The 13,593-nt window shown below is 63.7% G+C and carries 14 protein-coding genes; 9 read left to right on the top strand and 5 right to left on the bottom strand.

All coding sequences use genetic code 11. The features are described 5' to 3' along the window. Positions 1-199: 199 nt before the first annotated feature. Genes EOA38_RS12625 through EOA38_RS12635 form a run of 3 tightly spaced genes read right to left on the bottom strand, consistent with a single transcriptional unit; the run spans position 200 to position 2,694 of the window. Positions 200-616: a cupin domain-containing protein gene (locus tag EOA38_RS12625; RefSeq protein WP_126091845.1), complete on the bottom strand. Its 417-nt coding sequence runs from the start codon at positions 614-616 to the stop codon at positions 200-202. A 14-nt stretch (positions 617-630) separates the two neighbouring features. After that, positions 631-1,485, bottom strand: coding sequence for a phosphoenolpyruvate hydrolase family protein (locus EOA38_RS12630; protein WP_126091846.1), 855 nt, complete (start codon positions 1,483-1,485; stop codon positions 631-633). A 12-nt stretch (positions 1,486-1,497) separates the two neighbouring features. Then, positions 1,498-2,694, bottom strand: coding sequence for a Tm-1-like ATP-binding domain-containing protein (locus EOA38_RS12635; protein ID WP_126091847.1), 1,197 nt, complete (start codon positions 2,692-2,694; stop codon positions 1,498-1,500). 114 nt (positions 2,695-2,808) lie between these two features. On the opposite strand from EOA38_RS12635, the gene EOA38_RS12640 reads away from it, so the two are divergent. The 8 genes from EOA38_RS12640 to EOA38_RS12675 all read left to right on the top strand — a co-directional run bounded on the left by EOA38_RS12640 (position 2,809) and on the right by EOA38_RS12675 (position 10,552). Next, a complete protein-coding gene (locus tag EOA38_RS12640; RefSeq protein ID WP_126091848.1) occupies positions 2,809-3,504 on the top strand; it encodes a TetR/AcrR family transcriptional regulator in 696 nt (231 codons plus the stop codon). 353 nt (positions 3,505-3,857) lie between these two features. Then, positions 3,858-5,174, top strand: coding sequence for an extracellular solute-binding protein (locus tag EOA38_RS12645; protein ID WP_126091849.1), 1,317 nt, complete (start codon positions 3,858-3,860; stop codon positions 5,172-5,174). Between the two features lie 66 nt (positions 5,175-5,240). Then, on the top strand, positions 5,241-6,146 hold the full coding sequence (locus tag EOA38_RS12650) for a sugar ABC transporter permease (RefSeq protein ID WP_126091850.1): 906 nt from the start codon (positions 5,241-5,243) through the stop codon (positions 6,144-6,146). Between the two features lies 1 nt (position 6,147). Next, positions 6,148-7,104 carry a carbohydrate ABC transporter permease gene (locus EOA38_RS12655; protein ID WP_126091851.1) on the top strand — a complete coding sequence of 319 codons (957 nt, stop codon included), beginning with the start codon at positions 6,148-6,150 and terminating at the stop codon, positions 7,102-7,104. Next, a complete protein-coding gene (locus EOA38_RS12660) occupies positions 7,101-7,322 on the top strand; it encodes a hypothetical protein (protein WP_126091852.1) in 222 nt (73 codons plus the stop codon). The genes EOA38_RS12655 and EOA38_RS12660 overlap by 4 nt, the downstream gene beginning before the upstream one ends. Then, the gene (locus EOA38_RS12665) at positions 7,319-8,425 is read left to right on the top strand and encodes an ABC transporter ATP-binding protein (protein WP_126091853.1); all 1,107 of its coding nucleotides are present in this window, start codon (positions 7,319-7,321) and stop codon (positions 8,423-8,425) included. The genes EOA38_RS12660 and EOA38_RS12665 overlap by 4 nt, the downstream gene beginning before the upstream one ends. A 106-nt stretch (positions 8,426-8,531) precedes the next feature. After that, entirely contained in the window at positions 8,532-9,617 is a 1,086-nt protein-coding gene (locus EOA38_RS12670; RefSeq protein ID WP_126091854.1) for an ABC transporter ATP-binding protein, read from the top strand. Between the two features lie 362 nt (positions 9,618-9,979). Beyond that, complete coding sequence (locus EOA38_RS12675; protein ID WP_127221349.1) at positions 9,980-10,552, top strand: cytochrome c; 573 nt, start codon at positions 9,980-9,982, stop codon at positions 10,550-10,552. Between the two features lie 221 nt (positions 10,553-10,773). Here EOA38_RS12675 and EOA38_RS12680 read toward each other — a convergent pair whose 3' ends face one another. Both EOA38_RS12680 and EOA38_RS12685 read right to left on the bottom strand, forming a co-directional pair. Further along, positions 10,774-11,205, bottom strand: a complete 432-nt coding sequence (locus EOA38_RS12680) for a DUF4437 domain-containing protein (protein ID WP_126091856.1) — start codon at positions 11,203-11,205, stop codon at positions 10,774-10,776. Between the two features lie 101 nt (positions 11,206-11,306). Further along, positions 11,307-12,284: an AraC family transcriptional regulator gene (locus tag EOA38_RS12685; RefSeq protein WP_127299348.1), complete on the bottom strand. Its 978-nt coding sequence runs from the start codon at positions 12,282-12,284 to the stop codon at positions 11,307-11,309. A 91-nt stretch (positions 12,285-12,375) separates the two neighbouring features. On the opposite strand from EOA38_RS12685, the gene EOA38_RS12690 reads away from it, so the two are divergent. After that, the gene (locus EOA38_RS12690; protein ID WP_126091858.1) at positions 12,376-13,590 is read left to right on the top strand and encodes an MFS transporter; all 1,215 of its coding nucleotides are present in this window, start codon (positions 12,376-12,378) and stop codon (positions 13,588-13,590) included. Positions 13,591-13,593: the final 3 nt, after the last annotated feature.

Genomic DNA, 13,593 nt, shown 5'->3' on the forward strand with positions numbered 1-13,593 from the left:
TCATAAAGCGGAAGGTTGGCGCTACCCCTCATCCGCCTGCCGGCACCTTCTCCCCGTCCTGGACGGGGAGAAGGGAGCCGCTGTCAGGTCGGCATTGAAAATTGGCGAATGAAAGCGTCTTTCTCCCCGTCACTTTACGGGGAGAAATGTCCGGCAGGACAATGAGGGGCAGCGCTGCCCTGACAGAAGAATCAACTTATCACTGTCCCGCCGGCAGCAGCCTGAAATCCGGTAGTTCCCGCAGCACGAGCTCCGGGCCGGCCGGCGAATAGACGACGAAAAGCTGCATCGGCTGGTCGCCGGTGTTGAGCGTCGAGTGGAAGCGGCTTTCCGGTACGTAGATGGTGCAGCCGGGACCGACCTTCGCGACCACCGGATTGCCCTTCTCGTCCTCGACCATCTGCTCGCCATTACCGGAGATGACGAAGATGATCTCCTCCGCGCCCGGATGGTTGTGCCGGGTGTGGCCCTTGCCTGGAGGCAGGTCGACGACGCCGCCGGAAAAGCGGGCGGCGCCGTTCACTTCCGGCGCGACGGTGAGCGCCAGCCTGCCCCAGTCGAAGCCGAAGGCGCTGACATCCTTCGGGTAGACGAATACTTTGCTCTTGTCGGCCATTGCCTCATCCCTCCCTAGTTGCTGGCGGTGTTCGCTTTGCCGACTGCCGCGGCCTTGAAATCCGCCGTCTGCCTGGCGATCGCCGCCTCGGCCGGCAATCGCTCCATCGAGCTTGCGCCGTAGAAGCCGTGCAGTCCCTCGCAGCGCTCGAGAATGTAGCGCGCGTCGTCGGGCATCGAGATCGGCCCGCCGTGGCACAGCAGGATGACGTCCTTGCGCACCGAACGCGCGGCCTCGGCAATGGCGTCGATTTCCGTCACGCAAGCATCGAGCGACTTCGCAGAGGTCGCGCCGATCGAGCCGCCCGTCGTGACGCCCATATGGGCGACGATGATGTCGGCGCCGGCCTTTGTCATGGCGCGCGCTTCGTCGGGGTTGAAGACGTAAGGCGTGGTGAGCAGGTCGAGCTCGTGCGCCTTGGCAATCATGTCGACCTCGAGGCCGAAGCCCATGCCGGTCTCCTCAAAACTCTGGCGCATGGTGCCGTCGAACAGGCCGATGGTCGGAAAATTCTGCACGCCGGAAAAGCCCATCATCTTCAGCTCGGCCAGGAACAGCGGCATGATGACGAAGGGATCGGTGCCGTTGACGCCGGCCAGCACCGGCGTCTTCTTCACCACCGGCAGCACCTCATAGGCCATTTCCTTGACGATCTCGTTGGCGTTGCCATAGGCGAGCAGGCCGGCCGCCGAGCCGCGTCCGGCCATGCGGTAGCGGCCGGAATTGTAGATGATGATGAGGTCGATGCCGCCGGCCTCCTCGGCCTTGGCCGACAGGCCGGTGCCGGCGCCGCCGCCGACGATCGGCACGCCGTCGGCGATCATCTTGCGGAACTTCTCCAGGATTTCCTTGCGCGGAATGGCGGCCATGCTTGTCGGGTCTCACTTCTTGGCAATGTCGAGGAAGGCCTCGGTGGCGGCCTTGGCGAACGCGGGATCGTTGATGTGCAGCGGCAGGCGCGTCACGGTGCGGTTCCTGGTCGGCTTGATGGTGCGCTCGATCGCCTCGAAAAGCGCTGCGTCGGCTTCCGGGTCGAAGAAAGCGCCGCCTTCGATGTCGAGCGCCGATACGCCCTTTTCCGGGATCAGGAAGCGGACCGGGCCGTCGCAGTTGGCGAGGCGGCCGCCGATCCATTCGCCGATCCGGCGGCACTCCTCAGCCGTCGTGCGCATCAGGGTCACGTTTGGATTGTGCTCGTAGAACAGGCGTCCACGATATTTTTCGGGGATGGTTGGCGGCGCCCAGAAGTTGACCATATCGAGCGCGCCGACCGAGCCGACATAGGGCAGCTTGGTGCGGGCAATCGCGCCGAAGCGATCCTCGGTCGCTGGCAGCACGCCGCCGAACAGGAGATCGCAGACTTCGGTGGTGGTGATGTCGATGACGCCGGCGAGCAGGCCGCTGTCGGCGAGCTTCTCCATCGAGCGACCGCCGGTGCCAGTGGCGTGGAAGACCATGCAGTCATAGTCGGCGCGCAACCGCTCGACGATTGCCGTCACGCATGGCGTGGTGACGCCGAACATGGTCAAGCCCAGCGCCGGCTTGCCGGCGGCGATCGGTGCGGGCCTCGCGGCCATGCCCGATATCGCCTGGGCGGCGTTGTGCAGCACGACGCGTGACAGCCGGTTGAGGCCGGCCATGTCGGTCACCGACGGCATCATGACGATGTCGGAGACGTCGACATAAGGCGCGGTGTCGCCGGAAGCGAGCGTGGAAACCATGATCTTCGGCAGGCCGAGCGGCAGCGCGCGCATGCCGGCGGTGATGATCGAGGTGCCGCCGCCGCCGCCGATGCCGATCACGCCGGCGACGTCGTCGCGGGACTGGATGAAGCGGGCAAACGCGACGCCCATGCCGGCAACGGCGGTGCCGCGATCGTCGATGCCGAGAACCGCGCCGGCTCCATCCGGATGATGCGCCGCGACCTCGCTTGCCGGAACATCCACCGGCACGGTTGCGCCGCGCGTGCCGATGTCGACGCGGGCGGCCGTGCCGCCGGCAGCGGCGACTGCGTCGGCTAGGAAGGCAAGCTCCTCACCCTTGGTGTCGGCCGTGCCGACCACGTAGATGCGCTTCATTGGCGTTCCCCGTTGTCTCTAGCGTTGTCCGGCGCGCCCCCCGACACTGCCACCCGCCGCTTCCTGCCCGGCACGATGCCTTGCAATTTTTTGAGACGCGCGTATCGTATTGACATGGATGTCTCACGTCAACAAGCCGCATCGAACGATGATGCCGAGCAAGTGCCGCCAGCCGAAAAGGGGGCACGCGCACGAACGAGGCGGCTGATGCTGGAGACGGCGACGCGGCTGATGCAGGCCGGCGTGACGCCTTCGGTCAGCGAGGTTGCCGAGGCGGCGGAAGTGTCGCGCGCCACGGCGTATCGCTACTTCCCCAGTCAAGCGGCGCTGGTGCACGCCGTCGTCGACGAGGGGCTCGGTCCGATCCTGACCTGGAAATCGGCTTCGGCCGACCCGGAGCGGCGGGTTGCGGATCTCTTCGCCACCGCCATGCCGCGCATCGAGGCTTTCGAGGCGACGTTCAAGGCGGCGCTCAAGCTTTCGCTCGACCAGTGGGCGCGTCGGCAGGCCGGTACGCTGGGCGCCGAGCCGGCCTTCAAGCGCGGCCATCGCGTCGATCTCCTGAAGGATGCGATCGCGCCGCTCAAGGGTCGCCTGAAGCCGCGTCAGTTCAAGCGCTTGGCTCAGGCGCTGTCGATGATGTTCGGTGTCGAGGTGCTGATCGTGCTGAAGGACATATGGGGGCTGGACAGCCGTGACATGATGTCGGTCGCCGAGTGGGCAGCAGGTGCGCTGGTGCGTGCCGCGATGGCGGAATCCGGAGCGAGAGCGGGTGGGGGCTCGGCGGCTTCAGATGCGGGAATGTCTTAAATCTGGTTCGACCAGATTGGGAGGTGGTCTTCTAATATTAGCAGTGACAGGAGGGTTGAAACAAGGGCTGCCCCTATCAAGGAGTAGGAAAAACAAGATAAAACAGGCAGATACCGTTGCAATTGGCTTGTGAGGCCGTTTCTGATCGCCCAAGAAAGAGCTTGACGGCCATCTTGAATTGGTAATACCAGATCAATACACATGATGCGGATCGAAAGTGAGGGCTGCGATCCGTTTTTCCGGCAGGGCGAGGAGGCTCGAAGCCGGAAAGTGCCATCACTGGAGGAACTACCAGGGCCGACCACGCTGCCGGCTCGCATGACACGGTAGAATGCGCACAAGGGAGGAAAACTATGCGCAAGATAGTGACCAGCGTGATTGCTGGTATCGGGCTGGCGCTTGCCTGCGGGACATCCGTCCGCGCGCAGGACAAGGAACTCACCATCTTCTGGGCGGAATGGGATCCGGCGAACTATCTGCAGGAGCTCGTCAACGACTACACGGCCGAGACCGGCGTGAAAGTCACGGTGCAGACCACGCCGTGGCCGGACTTCCAGACCAAGGCCTTCACCGAGTTCAACGCGCATGGCGACGCCTACGACATGGTCGTCGGCGACTCGCAGTGGCTCGGCGCCGGTTCGACGCAGGGCCACTATGTCGACCTCACCGACTTCTTCAATCAGCACAAGCTCACCGACGTGATGGCGCCCGCGACCATCAAGTACTACGCCGAATATCCCGGCGGTTCCGGCAAATACTGGGCGATCCCGCTGGAAGGCGACGCGATCGGCTGGTCCTACCGCAAGGACTGGTTCGAGGATCCGAAGGAGAAGGAAGCCTTCAAGGCGAAGTACGGCTACGACCTCGATATCCCGAAGACCTATGCGCAGCTGCGCGATATCGCCGAATTCTTCCACCGTCCGGACCAGAAGCGGTACGGCGTCGCCATCTATACCGACAACTCCTATGACGCGATGGCGATGGGCGTCGAAAGCGCGATCTTCAGCTATGGCGGCGATCTCGGCGACTATGCGACCTACAAGGTCGATGGGATCACCAATTCGAAGGAGGCCATCGCCGGCCTCGACATGTACAAGGAGCTCTACAAGTTCACGCCTCCCGGTTGGGGCAAGACCTTCTTCGTGGAAGACAACCAGGCGATCACCGGTGGCCTCGCCGCGATGAGCATGAACTTCTTCGCCTTCTTCCCGCCGCTGGTGAACAAGGCCACCAACCCCTATGCCGACGTCACCGGCTTCTTCGCCAACCCGGCCGGTCCGGATGGCAAGCGTTTCGCGGCTCTCGGCGGCCAGGGCATCTCCGTCGTCTCGTACTCGAAGAACAAGGACGAGGCGATGAAGTTCCTGGAGTGGTTCATCAAGGACGAGACCCAGAAGAAGTGGGCCGAGCTCGGCGGCTACACCTGCAGCCAGGCTGTGCTGAAGTCGGAAGCCTTCCAGAACGCCACGCCATACAACAAGGCGTTCTACGACACGATGTTCATGGTCAAGGATTTTTGGGCAACGCCTGAATATGCCGAAGTGCTCGATCAGCTGAACCAGAACATCTATCCGTTCGTGGTCGGCGGGAAGGGCACCGCCCAGGAAGCGCTCGACAAGACCGCCTCCGACTGGAAGGCGACGTTCACCAAGTACAATCGCTACAAGTAAGCATCACAGTCAGAATGCCGGAGGAGGGCTTCCCCTCCGGCATTCCTGTTTCAGGGAGAACGACCGTTGGCTTCGGTAGCCCTCACACATCTTGATCCCGCCTCCAGGGCCGCCGCGCGCGGCTGGTCGGATCTGACCATCCGCAACATGTTCATCATCCCGACGCTGGTTTTCCTGATCGTCTTCAATATTTTTCCGCTGATCTATTCGCTGGGCTATTCCTTCACCAACTTCGCCGCGAACCGCAGCGAGCCCTGGCAGTTCGTGGGCTTGCAGAATTATCGCGAGCTGCTCACCGACGACCACATCTGGTCGAACTTCGTCATCACCGCCAAATACGTGATCGTTTCGGTGGCGGGCCAGATGATCGTGGGCTTCGGCCTTGCGCTGCTGCTCAACCGCAGCTTTCCGATGAAGGGCCTGATCACCACGCTTTTGCTGTTGCCGATGATGATGTCGGCGGCGGTCGTCGGCCTGTTCTGGCAGCTGCTCTACAGCCCGTCCTGGGGCCCGATCAACTACGTCTTCGGCCTGGGCGACTTCGCCTGGCTCTCCAATCCCGACAGCGCGCTTTACGCGGTCGCGATCACCGACATCTGGATGTGGTCGCCCTTCGTCATGCTGCTCTCGCTCGCGGGCCTCTCGGCCGTGCCGCAGCATCTCTACGAGGCCGCCGCGATCGACCGCGCCAGCTGGTGGTACACTTTCACCCGCATCACCTTGCCGCTGGTCTCGCCGATCCTTCTGATCGCGCTGATCTTCCGCACCATGGAGGCCTTCAAGACCTTCGACATCGCCTACACGATGACGACCCAGCCGACCGCCGAACTGATCGCGATCCGGCTCTACAAGCAGGCTTTCCAGCAGTGGGACACAGGCAAGTCCTGCGCGCTGGCCTACATCGTGCTGATCATGGTGCTGGCCATCACCAACCTCTACGTGAAGTATCTCAACAAGGTGAAGGAGCGCTGAGATGGCTGCCGTCCGCACTTCTTCCGAAGTCGCGCTCAATCGCATCGCCATCGTCGCGGTGCTGATCGCCACCTTGATCTTCCTGGCGCCGATCTACTGGATCGCCTCCACGGCCTTCAAGCCGAAGGAACTCGCCGTCAGCGTGCCGCCGACCGTGCTGTTCGAGCCCGAGGTGACGCCGTTCGTGCGGCTCTTCACCAAGCGCGTGCAGATGCAGAAGACCGTCGACCCGCAAGTCTACGAAGCCGCGCCCTGGTGGGAAAAGCGCATCTATGACGGCGGCGAGCGGGTGTTGAAGGTCGGCAAGGACGTGCAGCTTTCGCAATATCCCGACCGCTTCATGAACAGCCTTATCGTGGCCGTGATCAGCACCGTGCTCGCGGTGGGCATGGGAACCTTTACCGCCTATGGCTTCTCGCGCTTCAAGATCGCCGGCGAGGCGGATCTCCTGTTCTTCATCCTGTCCACGCGCATGCTGCCGCCGGTGGTGGTCGCGATCCCGATGTTCCTGATGTACCGGGCGGTCGGCCTCAACGATTCGCATATCGGCCTGATCATCCTCTACGTCGCCTTCAACCTGTCCTTCTCGGTCTGGCTGATGAAGGGCTTCATGGACGAGATCCCGAAGGAGTATGAGGAGGCGGCGCTCGTCGACGGCTATACGCGCATGCAGGCCTTCTTCAAGATCGTGCTGCCGGAAGCGGCGACCGGCATCGCCGCCACCGCCGTGTTCTGCTTCATCACCGCCTGGAACGAGTACGCCTTCGCGCTGATCATGACCAACCGGCGCGCCCAGACGGCGCCGCCCTTCATCCCCAGCCAGATCGGTTCCGGCCTGCCGGACTGGACCACGATCGCGGCGGGCACGTTCCTGTTCCTGCTGCCGGTGGCGATCTTCACCTTCCTGCTGCGCAACCACCTGCTTCGCGGCGTGACGTTCGGAGCGATCCGCAAATGAGTTTTCGCGCCGTCAACGAGAAGTACCTTTTGCCGGCATCGCAGGTCCTGATGGTGCTGGGCATCATTGCGCTCTGCCAGCCATGGAGCCTCAGCCTGCATTCCTATGGTGTGACGATCATCCTAATCGGCCTGATCGGCTTCAACATTACGTCCAAGATTGCGCCGGAGCAGACCGAGGAAACCGGCGCAGCGACGCATGAGGGGGCCGGACAGTGACGCAGATCGAACTTCGCGGCATCGAGAAATTCTTCGGTGCCGTCCAGGTCATCCACAATCTCAACCTCGCCATCGCCGACAACGAGTTCATCGTGCTGCTCGGACAGTCGGGCTGCGGCAAGACCACGACGCTGCGCGCGATAGCAGGGCTGGAGACGATCGACCAGGGCGACATCCTGATCGACGGCAAGGCGGTCCAGCACCTCAAGGCTGCCGACCGCGACATCGCCATGGTATTCCAGTCCTTCTCGCTCTACCCGCATATGACGGTGTTCGAGAACATCGCCTTTCCGCTGCGCGCCACGCGTATGAGCAGCAGCGAGGTCGACACCTCGGTGCGCGAGATAGCAAGGGTGTTGCGCATCACCGACCTGCTCGACAAGAGGCCGTCGGCGCTCTCCGGCGGCGACATGCAGCGCGTAGCGATCGGCCGAGCGTTGGTGCGGCGCCCGAAGGCGATGCTGATGGACGAGCCGATCGGCGCGCTGGACGCCAAGCTGCGCGAGGAGATGCGGGCCGAGATCAAGCGACTGCACGTCAAGCAGGGATCGACCACGATCTACGTCACCCACGACCAGATCGAGGCGATGAGCCTGGCCGACCGCATCGTCATCATGCATGAGGGCTTCATCCAGCAGGTCGGCACGCCTGACGAGGTCTACTCGCATCCGGCCAACCTGTTCGTGGCGCAATTCGTCGGCAGCCCGGTGATGAACATCGCCGAGGCCAGCGTGGCCGACGAGGCCGGGGCGGCCACCGTTGCGGTCGGCGGCGCGCCCAAAGGTTTCGAGTTCCCGCGTGAGCTTCTCGCCAAGCTCAACGGCCACGCCGCCAATGGCGGTCTGACGCTCGGTATCCGTCCGGAGGGCGTGCTGGTCCGGCACGATGCCGCGCCCGGCTATCTACCTGTCGAGGCGCACATCATCGAGCCGCTCGGCTCCTTCGACATCGTCGATCTTCAGGTCGGCTCCAAGATGCTGCGCGCCCGCACCAAGGCCGGCTACGTCTCGGGTCCGGGCGAGAAAGTTCATGCCCGCATCGATCCGGAGCAGGCGCATTTCTTCGACACGGCAAGCGGCAAGTCGCTGGGAGTGAGATTGTGATGGCCGAAGGACACGAGAGGCCAACGATTTGGCCTTTCGAACAATCGAACGCCCGAAGCCATAGCGGAGGGCAGGTCGCCCTCGAAACGAAATTGAGACGGTAGACATGGCCCATATCGAGCTGAAGAACATCACCAAGAAGTTCGGCACTCACACCGCGCTGACCGGCCTCAATCTCGAGATCGCCGATGGCGAATTCTTCGTGCTGCTGGGCGAGACCGGCGCCGGTAAGACGACGACGCTGCGCCTGATCGCCGGGCTGGAGAAGCCGACCGAAGGACAGGTCTTTATCGACGGGGTCGACGTTGCAGGATGGGGTGCGGCCGAGCGCGATGTGGCGCTGGTGCTGCAGCAGTATTCGCTCTATCCGCGTTATACGGTGCGCGAGAACCTCGAATTCCCGCTGAAGCCGAAGATCCGGCGGTTGCCGGATGCCGAGATCAAGGACCGCGTCGCGCGCGCGGCCCGCACGCTCAGGATCGAGCACCTGCTCGACCGCAAGACCGACCGGCTTTCCGGCGGCGAGATGCAGCGCGTGTCGATCGGCCGGGCGATCGTGCGCAAGCCACGCGTGTTCCTCATGGACGAGCCGCTTTCGGCGCTCGATGCCAAGCTGCGCGAGGCGCTGCGAACTGAACTCAAGAACCTGCAGATGCAACTCGGCGCCACCTTCCTGTTCGTCACCCACGATCAGATCGAGGCGATGTCGATGGGCGACAAGGTCGGCGTGCTCAACCATGGCCGCATCGTCCAGACCGGCACGCCGCATGAGATCTACAACAATCCGCGCGACACCTATGTCGCCAGCTTCGTCGGCTCGCCGCCGATGAACCTCATCGACGGCAAGCTGGTCGAGAACCGCGCGGTGATGGCGCCGATGAATTTCGAATTGCCGGTTACTGGGGGAGCCAGGACGGGCGGAGCGACCGACGGTCGCCCGCTCGTCTTCGGCATCCGTCCGGAAGACGTCTATCTGGAAGGCGGCGCGCCGGTCGAGGCGCAGGTCCACGACGTCGAAAACCACGGCGTCGAGAAGATCGTGACGCTGAGGGTCGGCGACACGATGCTGAGAGCCACCGTGCCGGCCAGGACCGCCGTCGAGATCGAGCAGCCGGTGCGCTTCGCCTGGAATCCGGACAAGGTGGTGATGTTCGACAAGGGCAGCGGGGTGAGCTTGCGCCACGCCGGATAGGGCATGGCCCGAAAACCGGAACGGTTTCGACCTATGTTGAACCCGACATAAGCCGAATTATGCGGAGCGGGATTATGTTGGCCGGCAGCTTCGCCGCGCCTCCTATCAGGTTGCGCGACACGTCGTGGTGTTCGGCCAGAGCCACTCAGCGCTTCCTCACACGATCTATCCAGGCCGGGGGGCACCCAATAGGGGAAACCGATTCGATGCTCTGATTGACACACCAGCCGGACTACCACCGCGTTGGTCTCGATCGCGCGGCTCGTGATGTCGATAAGCCGCGGAATAATTTGGCGGCTCCAGTCGTTAACTTGGCAGACGGTGGGCATACGCGATGACGCCTGCCGCCACGGAGCTAACCCGTGCGAACCTTGGCTGCGATCGCTGTTGTCCTGTCTGCAATAATCGTCGGACTGGCAAGTTACGCCTATTTCGGATTCTACAATGTTGCTGCCAGCGAGCAGGACGCTAACGTGATCCGTTGGTCGCTTGAGACAATCCGGACCAATTCCATTGAACGGCACGCCGACCACAATGTCAGCCTGGCTCGATCGCTTGACGATCCGGAGATGATCCACACTGGCGGCCTTCACTTCAAGGAGGAAGGCTGCGTCGCCTGTCACGGTGGCCCGGGAATTTCCCGGGCGGAGTTCGCCAGGAACATGCAACCCCAACCGCCGGACCTTAAAAGAGCAGCAACCACCTTGAATGATGCTGAGCTGTATTGGGTTCTCCAAAACGGCATTAAGATGACCGGGATGCCTGCGTTTGGTCCAACGCATAACCAGGAAGAGCTATGGGCGATGGTGGCCTTTGTTCGCCATCTTCCGAAGATGTCGCTAGCCGAATACGAGAAGATCACCGAAGCCTCCGAAGGTGGGGGGCATCATCAGGCTGAAGGTGAAGACCATGGATCGGCTGCGTCTCGCAAATGAGGTGTAGACGGATAGCGGAAGTGCCGTCGATCGCTGTCGGTCGCGGCGACGAAGGGCTGCCTGATCTTCGGCCTGCGTGGCAAGCATGCGCACCTTGCTGCAGGCGATGAAGCGCCGATGATCAGGGCAGCCCGGCGTTTCTGCTTGGATCCAACCATCCAATCAAGCTGGCTGACGAGCCTGCCTTTTCGCCCGCGGAGACTCCGCGGGCCATTGCTCGGTTACTTCGGCAGATACGTCTCGTAGGGCGTGTCGTTGATCAGCAGGATCACGCATTCGGTGTCCGAGAGGCAGGCATCGTCATGCATCTCGTCGGCCTTCTGGGTCCAGTAGGAGCCCGGCGGCAGTTCCACCTTGGTCGCTTCGCCGCCCTGCATTTGCCAATGGGCCCAGAGCCCCTTTATCACCACCGCGCGGTAGTCGGCGGTGTGGGCGTGGACGGGCGCGTGCCAGTTGCCGGGAACTTTCAGCAGCGTGCCGGCCGGACCCTTGGCCCGCTCGCCCCATAGCGGACCGAGGCGCTGCGGCTGATCCGGTGCCTCGACGACGTAAGGGATCTTGTCGGCGGGCAGGTAGCTGTCTTCGAGCGCGAATGCCCGTCCCGGAAGGATGGCAAGCGCGGCAAGCGCAAGCGATGCAAGGTGATTGGCCATAGCGGTTTCCTCCGCCGGCGAGCTTATGCGGTCCCTGCCGACGGAGAATGGCGTGTCGTCCAAAAGACTTGGCAATTCCTCCAGGGGGAACCGGACAGGATTCAAGCGCCCGGTCTGTCCTCGCCGTCCGCGGTGTTGCGCAGATGGCTCGGCGCGACGCCCATCACCCGCTTGAAGGCGCGGCTGAAGGAAGCTTCCGAATCATAGCCGAGCTTGCTCGCGGCCACCGAAACGCGCATCCCGTCGCGAGCCAGCCATTGCCGCGCCTGATGCATGCGCACGCGCAACACATATTTAGCCGGCGTCTCGCCGACCACGGTGGCGAAACGCTGCGCAAAGGCGGAGCGCGACGCTCCCATCAATCGCGCCAGCGCCGCCACCGTCCAGTCGCGATCGGGCTGCAGATGAATGGCGGCGAGCAGCTTGCCGACGTCCGGATTGCGGACGGCGGCGATCCATCCGGTGGCGTCGCCGCAGCCATTCTCCACCCAGGAACGGATGATGGTGGCGGCGAGCACGTCGGCCAGCCGGGCAAGAATGCCACCGGAACCGACGCGGTCCATCGTCACCTCGCCGGCCATCACATCGAGCAGATGCTGGATGCCCGGCGCGTTCGCCATCAGCTTATGCGCCTGCATCAGGTCGGGCATCATGTCGAGCAGCGGATGCGAGCCGTCGAGGTTGAAATGCATGCTGCCGCAAAACAGCAAGGTCTTGCAGCCGTCGCAGCCGTTGGAGACGTCGTAGATGTTCTCGCACACTGGCTCGATGGTGTAGCGGCCGATCGGCACGGGCGGCACGCCCGGCGCGCTGGCCAGCACATGCTCGTCGCCGCGCGGGATCAGCAGCGCATCGCCCACCGAGAGCTCGATCCATTCCCTGGCCGGCGACAGCAGCCAGCAGCCCTGTTGGCCGATGAAATGGAAGCGCGCCGCCTTCTGCGCGGGGAAGGAAACAGCCCAGGGTTCGCCCAGCACGCAGCGGCCGTAATCGACACCGTCGAGCCGCAATCCACGCAGCATGTCGGTCAGCGGATCGCCGGACGCAGGCAATGTGGTTTTGGACGAATTGTAATTCATTTCGGCGTTTCTAGCATGGAAACTCCAGCCAGTCACTCCCTATGTTGCACTGCAGCCAAATGTTGCGGCGCAACCTTTCCGGGGATTTCCCATGACCGAACCCGCCACGGGCGTCATCGACGCCGCCGTTCTCGACAGGACCGAACCCGAGGAGCGAACCGAGCCTGTGTGGGGCGCGGTGGTTTCGCTGGCGCTCGGCGTGTTCGGCCTGGTGACCGCGGAATTCCTGCCCGCCAGCCTGCTGACGCGGCTGGCGCAGGATCTCGGCGTCAGCGAAGGCGCCGCCGGCCAGGCGGTGACGGCGACGGCCGTCGTCGGCGCGATCGCAGCACCCACCATGGCCATTGTAACCAAGCGGCTCGACCGCAGGCTGGTCATGTGGATGCTCACGGTGCTTCTCATCGTCTCCAACCTGCTCGCCGCCTTCGCATCCTCGCTCACGATGCTGCTTCTGGCCCGCGTGGTTCTGGGCGTAGCGCTTGGCGGTTTCTGGTCGATGTCGGCCGCCATGGCGATGCGGCTGGTGCCGATGCGGCTGATGCCGCGCGCCATGTCGATCATCCTGACCGGCGTTTCGGTGGCGACCGTCACCGCTGCGCCCGTGGGCGCCTATGTCGGCGACATCTGGGGCTGGCGCACGGCCTTCATGATCGCGGCCGTCGTCGGCGCGCTGACCTTGCTGGTGCAGCTTGCCACCATTCCCAGTCTGCCGCCGACGGCCGTGGCAAGCTTCCGGACCCTGATCGAGGTGCTGAAGCGGCCGACGATCCGCGTCGCCCTGCTGGTCGTGCTGCTCGTCGCCTCCGGGCAGTTTGCCGGCTTCACCTATGTGCGGCCGTTCCTCGAGACTGTGCCGGTGATGCCGATCGAGACGATCTCGCTGGTGCTGCTCGCCTACGGCATCGGCGGCTTCTTCGGCAATTTCGCCGGCGCCTTCCTGGCCGAGCGCAACCTGAAACTTGCCGTCGGGCTGGCGCCGCTTCTGATCGCGCTGTCGGCGCTCGCCATGCTCGCGCTCGGCGCCGCGCCGGTGATCGCGGCCATCGCGGTTGCCGCCTGGGGCTTTGCCTTCGGCGCGGTGCCGGTCGGGCTGCAGACCTGGCTGGTGCGTGCCGCGCCCGACCAGGCCGAGAGCGCCGGCGGCCTGATGGTCGCGACGTTCCAGGTGGCGATCGCGCTGGGTGCGGTGTTCGGCGGCCTGCTGGTCGACCACGCCGGCGTGGCGAGCGCCTTCGCCTATGGTGCCGTGGCGACGCTGCTCGCGGCTCTGGTAACGTTCGCGATGGGGCCGAGACAGGCTGAGTAGTCT

The organism is Mesorhizobium sp. M1E.F.Ca.ET.041.01.1.1, assembly GCF_003997355.1.
Lineage (GTDB): Bacteria > Pseudomonadota > Alphaproteobacteria > Rhizobiales > Rhizobiaceae > Mesorhizobium.

What these genes read in the sequence shown, in the direction of transcription:
- EOA38_RS12625 (WP_126091845.1), bottom strand. Translation starts at nt 616, where the DNA reads ATGGCCGACAAGAGCAAAGTATTCGTCTACCCGAAGGATGTCAGCGCC.
- EOA38_RS12630 (WP_126091846.1), bottom strand. Translation starts at nt 1,485, where the DNA reads ATGGCCGCCATTCCGCGCAAGGAAATCCTGGAGAAGTTCCGCAAGATG.
- EOA38_RS12635 (WP_126091847.1), bottom strand. Translation starts at nt 2,694, where the DNA reads ATGAAGCGCATCTACGTGGTCGGCACGGCCGACACCAAGGGTGAGGAG.
- EOA38_RS12640 (WP_126091848.1), top strand. Translation starts at nt 2,809, where the DNA reads ATGGATGTCTCACGTCAACAAGCCGCATCGAACGATGATGCCGAGCAA.
- EOA38_RS12645 (WP_126091849.1), top strand. Translation starts at nt 3,858, where the DNA reads ATGCGCAAGATAGTGACCAGCGTGATTGCTGGTATCGGGCTGGCGCTT.
- EOA38_RS12655 (WP_126091851.1), top strand. Translation starts at nt 6,148, where the DNA reads ATGGCTGCCGTCCGCACTTCTTCCGAAGTCGCGCTCAATCGCATCGCC.
- EOA38_RS12660 (WP_126091852.1), top strand. Translation starts at nt 7,101, where the DNA reads ATGAGTTTTCGCGCCGTCAACGAGAAGTACCTTTTGCCGGCATCGCAG.
- EOA38_RS12670 (WP_126091854.1), top strand. Translation starts at nt 8,532, where the DNA reads ATGGCCCATATCGAGCTGAAGAACATCACCAAGAAGTTCGGCACTCAC.
- EOA38_RS12680 (WP_126091856.1), bottom strand. Translation starts at nt 11,205, where the DNA reads ATGGCCAATCACCTTGCATCGCTTGCGCTTGCCGCGCTTGCCATCCTT.
- EOA38_RS12685 (WP_127299348.1), bottom strand. Translation starts at nt 12,284, where the DNA reads ATGAATTACAATTCGTCCAAAACCACATTGCCTGCGTCCGGCGATCCG.
- EOA38_RS12690 (WP_126091858.1), top strand. Translation starts at nt 12,376, where the DNA reads ATGACCGAACCCGCCACGGGCGTCATCGACGCCGCCGTTCTCGACAGG.